General features: G+C 56.5%; 6 protein-coding genes. All 6 read left to right on the top strand.

Features of this window, described 5'->3' with window-relative positions:
- On the top strand, positions 1-288 hold a 288-nt coding region (locus VN114_RS02895; protein ID WP_414694183.1), incomplete at its 5' end, for an FKBP-type peptidyl-prolyl cis-trans isomerase.
- Positions 289-369: 81 nt separating this feature from the next.
- Positions 370-1,308 (top strand): 4-hydroxy-3-methylbut-2-enyl diphosphate reductase, encoded by a 939-nt coding sequence (gene ispH / locus VN114_RS02890; protein WP_325511804.1) that lies wholly within the window; start codon positions 370-372, stop codon positions 1,306-1,308.
- A gap of 385 nt (positions 1,309-1,693) precedes the next feature.
- The gene (locus VN114_RS02885) at positions 1,694-2,623 is read left to right on the top strand and encodes a branched-chain amino acid ABC transporter permease (protein WP_325511802.1); all 930 of its coding nucleotides are present in this window, start codon (positions 1,694-1,696) and stop codon (positions 2,621-2,623) included.
- Positions 2,624-2,640: 17 nt separating this feature from the next.
- Positions 2,641-3,855: an ABC transporter permease subunit gene (locus VN114_RS02880; protein ID WP_325511800.1), complete on the top strand. Its 1,215-nt coding sequence runs from the start codon at positions 2,641-2,643 to the stop codon at positions 3,853-3,855.
- A 9-nt stretch (positions 3,856-3,864) separates the two neighbouring features.
- Complete coding sequence (locus VN114_RS02875) at positions 3,865-4,638, top strand: ABC transporter ATP-binding protein (RefSeq protein ID WP_325511798.1); 774 nt, start codon at positions 3,865-3,867, stop codon at positions 4,636-4,638.
- Positions 4,638-5,363 (top strand): ABC transporter ATP-binding protein, encoded by a 726-nt coding sequence (locus tag VN114_RS02870; protein ID WP_325511796.1) that lies wholly within the window; start codon positions 4,638-4,640, stop codon positions 5,361-5,363. The genes VN114_RS02875 and VN114_RS02870 overlap by 1 nt, the downstream gene beginning before the upstream one ends.
- Positions 5,364-5,729 lie beyond the last annotated feature (366 nt).

Here is a 5,729-nt window from a genome sequence, read left to right as displayed (position 1 = left end):
GGATTGGAAGAGGGTGTGCATCGCACGTTTGAATTGCCGCCGGAACGCGCATTTGGTGCGCGCAATCCGGAATTGCTGCGGCGTTTGTCGCGTTCCACGCTGAACGACAATTCAAATCCCGGAGAGGAATATGCGATCGGTGATCTGGTGGAATTTGCGGCCCCGGGTGGCGGACAATTTGCCGGTGTGCTGCGTGAACTCGATGAGGAAACGGCATTGTTCGACTTCAACCATCCGCTGGCTGGCCAGCCGTTGCGGTTTGAAGTGAAAATCATCGGCATACTTTAATCACTGCACGCGCCACGAAATCATCTGCGTGACGCGGTGCAGACGTAACATTGCACGCAAGTGCAAACATGGAAGACAGGAATGGATAGTGAAATTCTGCTGGCCCAGCCGCGCGGCTTTTGCGCCGGCGTGGATCGGGCAATTGAAATCGTCGAACGTGCGCTGACCGAATTTGGCGCACCGATCTACGTGCGTCATGAAATCGTGCACAACGCGTACGTGGTCTCGGACCTGCGCAATAAGGGTGCGATTTTCATCGAGGAACTCGCTGACGTCCCGGCGGGCAATACGGTCGTGTTTTCTGCGCATGGCGTGTCGAAAGCGGTACAGATCGAAGCGGAGCAACGCGGTCTGCGCGTGTTCGATGCAACCTGTCCATTGGTGACCAAAGTTCACATCGAGGTCGAAAAGATGCGGCGCGACGGTCGTGAAATCATCATGATCGGTCACGAAGGTCACCCGGAAGTCGAAGGAACAATGGGCCAGACCGAGGACGGCATGCATCTGGTCGAAACGGTCGACGATGTCGAAAAACTTCAGGTGCAGAATCCCGACATGGTGTCTTACGTGACGCAGACGACGCTGTCGATCGACGATACACGCGATGTGATCGCTGCATTGAAGAACAAGTATCCGAACATTTCCGAGCCGAAAAAAGCCGACATCTGCTACGCCACCACCAACCGTCAAGAGGCGGTCAAGTTCATGGCGCCGCAGGTTGAGCTGGTCATCGTGGTCGGCAGCCCGAACAGTTCCAACTCCAATCGTTTGCGCGAAGTGGCAGAGAAAAAAGGCGTGCATGCCTACATGATCGACAATGCGGCGCAAATCGATCCGGCCTGGCTCGCGGGAAAAAGCCGCATCGGCGTCACGGCAGGGGCTTCCGCGCCGGAAGTGCTGGTACAGGCCGTCATCGATCGTTTGAAGGAATGCGGCGCGAAAAGCGTGCGGACGCTGGAGGGCGTGGAGGAGCGCGTCACGTTCCCGTTGCCGAAGGGATTGAATTCGTCAAAGAAGTAACGTTCAACAAGTCGCACCATGTTTGCATGGAGCAAGCGTGCTGCGAACGCCTGACAAGGATATGAGTCGAAGCAGCACTCGGGCGATAGTGGATCGGTAATTTCCGCGATGCATGCGCAGGTGTTGGGTATAATCCGGCGCGTTCGTGGTACGACAAATCAAAAGACGAAAAATTGGAGAGTATGCGATGACGACATTCCGAATTCAGGGTATTCCGGCACGAATTTCTTCCTGCGAATAAGCGACAAGTCGCCACGCGGCACTCTGCACAATCAGGGTGCCGTTTTCTTATCCGGAACAGATATTGCATTCAGACGCAAATCGTACGCGTTCCGTTAATCTTGCGGCTGGCCGCACTGGCAAGATCCTTCTGAGGCGAACACACATGGATATTTTCATCCAGCAGCTCATCAACGGCCTTGTACTTGGATGCATGTACGCACTGGTCGCACTCGGTTACACGATGGTGTACGGCGTGCTGAATCTGATCAATTTCGCGCATGGCGACGTGTTGATGATCGGCGCGATGGCAGGGCTGACAATTCTGAACATGGTGGAATCGGTTGCCCCCGGATTGCCCGGCGTGGTCAAGCTGATCATCGCGATCCTCGGTGCGATCCCCGTCTGCGTGCTCGTCAATATCGTGATCGAACGTGTTGCCTATCGCCGTCTGCGCAATGCGCCACGCCTGGCACCGCTGATTACGGCGATCGGCGTTTCCATTCTGCTGCAGACTTTCGCCATGATGATCTGGGGCCGCAGCCCGATTCCATTTCCGCAGGTCATGCCTTCGGATCCACTGCATGTGTTTGGTGCACTGATCTCGCCGACGCAGGTCATGTTGCTGGTTCTGGCGACCATCGCGATGGGTTTGCTGGTATTGCTGGTCGAGAAAACCAAAATGGGTCGTGCCATGCGGGCGACCGCGGAGAATCCGCGTGTGGCGGGACTGATGGGAGTTGATTCCAATCGCGTGATCGTGATGACGTTTTTGATCGGTGCAGCACTGGCGGCGCTTGCCGGCGTCATGTGGGCCGCCAATTATTCATCAGCCCAATTCGCGATGGGGTTTGTTCCCGGCCTGAAGGCATTTTCGGCCGCGGTACTGGGTGGCATCGGCAATATCTACGGTGCGATGCTGGGCGGCATCCTGCTCGGCGTGATCGAGAGTCTTGGTGCCGGTTATATCGGCGACGCGACCGGCGGTTTCATTGGCAGCAATTACCAGGATATCTTTGCCTTCGTCGTGCTGATCATCGTGTTGACATTGCGTCCGTCCGGCATCATGGGTGAACGCGTTCCCGATCGTGCATAAGCGCCTGAGGAAAGACGATGCCAGGATATTTTGACATGACGAACAATCCGCGCAAGGCGCGCGCCGGCCTGCTGGCAATTTTTGTGCTGGCACTGATTTTTCCGTTCATTGCGCAGCAATTCGGTAATTCATGGGTGCGCATCATGGATCTGGCGCTGCTGTACATCATGCTGGCGCTGGGGTTGAATATCGTGGTCGGTTTTGCCGGCCTGCTCGATCTGGGTTACATCGCGTTTTATGCGATTGGCGCTTATATCACCGGCCTGCTGGCGTCGCCGCAATTCGCGGCGGTGCTGGAATCGTTCGTCAATCAGTATCCGGTGGTGGGCGAAACGCTGCTGGCGATCTTCGGGCCGGAGATTGCACAGAACGGCATTCACCTTTCGCTGTGGGTGATCGTGCCGCTGGCAGCGTTGGTTGCCGCGATTTTTGGCGCACTGCTTGGCGCGCCGACATTGAAACTGCGCGGCGACTATCTGGCAATCGTCACGCTCGGTTTCGGCGAGATCATTCGCATCTTCATGAACAATCTGAATGCGCCGGTCAACATCACCAATGGTCCGCAAGGAATCAACCTGATCGATCCGATTCGTATCTTCGGCGTCTCGCTCGCCGGCGAGCCAGGGTCGCGTTCGACCGTGATGATCGGTGATTACGGCATGCCATCGGTGAACGCCTATTACTTTCTGTTCCTCGCATTGTGCATTGCGATCATTTTCATCTCGGCGCGCTTGCAGCACTCACGTCTCGGTCGTGCCTTTGTCGCCATTCGCGAGGACGAAATCGCCGCCAAGGCGATGGGCATCAATACGCGCAACGTCAAACTGCTGGCCTTCGCAATGGGTGCATCGTTTGGCGGTGTCGCGGGCGCCATGTTTGCGTCGTTTCAGGGATTCGTGTCGCCGGAATCGTTTTCGCTGACGGAATCGATTGCGGTGCTGGCGATGGTCGTGCTGGGTGGCATGGGGCATATTCCGGGCGTGGTTTTGGGCGGTGTGCTGCTGGCAGCCTTGCCCGAAGTATTGCGGCACGTGGTCGAACCGATGCAGCGCATGTTGTTCGGCCAGGTTCTGATCGATGCAGAAATATTGCGCCAGTTGCTGTACGGACTGGCGATGGTCTTGATCATGCTGAATCGCCCGGCCGGCCTGTGGCCGTCGCCGAAGAGCGAAGACCGGCCGACCGCCGATGTCGATACAGCGAAGAACTCGACCGATGTCGCCGCAGTGTAAGAGGATGAGATGACAGAACAGCAGATCATTCTCGATATTGTCGGCGCCAGCAAACGTTTCGGCGGCTTGCAGGCGCTGTCGGATGTCAACGTGCGCATCATGCGCGGTCAGATCTACGGCCTGATCGGTCCCAACGGCGCAGGCAAGACAACGTTCTTCAACGTGATTACCGGACTGTATCAGCCGGACAGCGGCACGTTCCAGCTCGCAGGCAAGCCCTATTCACCATCTGCGCCGCACGCGGTGGCGAAGGCTGGTATCGCACGAACGTTCCAGAACATTCGGCTGTTCGGTGAAATGACCGCGCTGGAAAACGTGATGGTCGGACGCCATGTGCGCACGCATCAGGGTTTGTTCGGCGCGGTGTTCTGCCACAAGGCCGCGCGTGAGGAAGAAGCGGGGATCCGCAAGCGTGCGATGGAACTGCTTGATTTTGTCGGCATTGCGCAGTTTGCCGACCGGACGGCGCGCCATCTGTCATACGGCGACCAGCGTCGGCTGGAAATTGCGCGTGCACTGGCGACTGATCCGCAATTGCTGGCGCTCGACGAACCGGCAGCCGGCATGAATGCAACAGAAAAACTCGGCTTGCGCGAATTGCTGATGCGCATCAAGGCAACCGGAAAAACCATCCTGCTGATTGAACACGATGTCAAATTGATGATGGGCCTGTGTGACCGCATCACGGTGCTGGATTACGGCAAGCCGATTGCCGAAGGCATTCCGGCCGAGATACAGAAAAATCCGGCCGTGATCGAGGCGTATCTGGGAGGCGGGCACTGATGGCGAACAATGTGCTGAAGATCAGCGATCTGAAGATTGCGTACGGCGGCATCCAGGCGGTGAAAGGCATCGATCTTGAGGTCAATGAAGGTGAACTGATCACACTGATCGGTGCCAATGGCGCAGGCAAGACCACCACGCTGAAGGCCATCACCGGCACCCTGCCCAATTGCCGCGTCGAAGGGCATATCGAATACGACGGCAAGCCGATCAAGGGTTTGCATTCTTTTGAACTCGTTCAGCGCCGGCTGGCGATGGTGCCGGAAGGACGCGGCGTGTTCACGCGCATGTCGATTCAGGAAAACCTGCTGATGGGCGCATTCACACGCAACGACAAGGTCGGTATCGCGGACGATATCGATAAATGGTTCGGCATCTTTCCGCGGCTGAAAGAGCGGGCGACACAAATGGCCGGCACCTTGTCTGGCGGCGAACAACAGATGCTGGCAATGGCGCGCGCATTGATGAGCCATCCAAAACTGCTTCTACTGGATGAACCGTCGATGGGGCTGGCGCCGATCATGGTCGAACGGATTTTCGAAGTGATCCGCAATGTCGCTTCGGAAGGCGTGACGATCTTGCTGGTCGAGCAGAATGCGAAACTGGCGTTGCAGGCAGCTGACCGCGGTTATGTCATGGAATCCGGGCTGGTCACCATGCACGGCGATGCGCAGCAGATGCTGAACGACCCGAAGGTGAAGGAAGCGTATCTCGGCGAAGGCTGAGGGCGCCTGGTTTTTCACAGCTCTTTTTTTTCAGCGTTTTCTCCGGTCTTCCGGATTTTTGCGGCACGAAATTCCCTTTATCTCCGCTTCAGCGATCGTGCGCTTTTTCTGTGCGCACGGGTTTTTCGTATGCGTAGCGGCTATGAAAAGAACCACATTGACTCAGTTCGTTCCCATGAAATGAGTTTCCGGCGTTGGAAAAGCCTTCCTTCAAAACGTGTGGGTCCACTCTGCCATGTCAGGTTTTAGCGTTCTTTTTTCAACACTTGGCATCAAGATTGCTTATTCGCTGGTGTTTTCCCAAAAACTGCCGGCTTTCGCCGTTCGTTAACTCTCTTTCCCAATTTTCTTGACAAGCGTACCGAT

This window comes from Oxalicibacterium sp., assembly GCF_035565035.1.
Lineage (GTDB): Bacteria > Pseudomonadota > Gammaproteobacteria > Burkholderiales > Burkholderiaceae_D > Oxalicibacterium.
Note: the sequence above shows the minus strand (reverse complement) of the source record. Positions and strands in the feature narration are given on the sequence as shown.

Coding starts and splice junctions, on each gene's coding strand:
- ispH (WP_325511804.1), top strand. CDS start 370: ATGGATAGTGAAATTCTGCTGGCCCAGCCGCGCGGCTTTTGCGCCGGC.
- VN114_RS02885 (WP_325511802.1), top strand. CDS start 1,694: ATGGATATTTTCATCCAGCAGCTCATCAACGGCCTTGTACTTGGATGC.
- VN114_RS02880 (WP_325511800.1), top strand. CDS start 2,641: ATGCCAGGATATTTTGACATGACGAACAATCCGCGCAAGGCGCGCGCC.
- VN114_RS02875 (WP_325511798.1), top strand. CDS start 3,865: ATGACAGAACAGCAGATCATTCTCGATATTGTCGGCGCCAGCAAACGT.
- VN114_RS02870 (WP_325511796.1), top strand. CDS start 4,638: ATGGCGAACAATGTGCTGAAGATCAGCGATCTGAAGATTGCGTACGGC.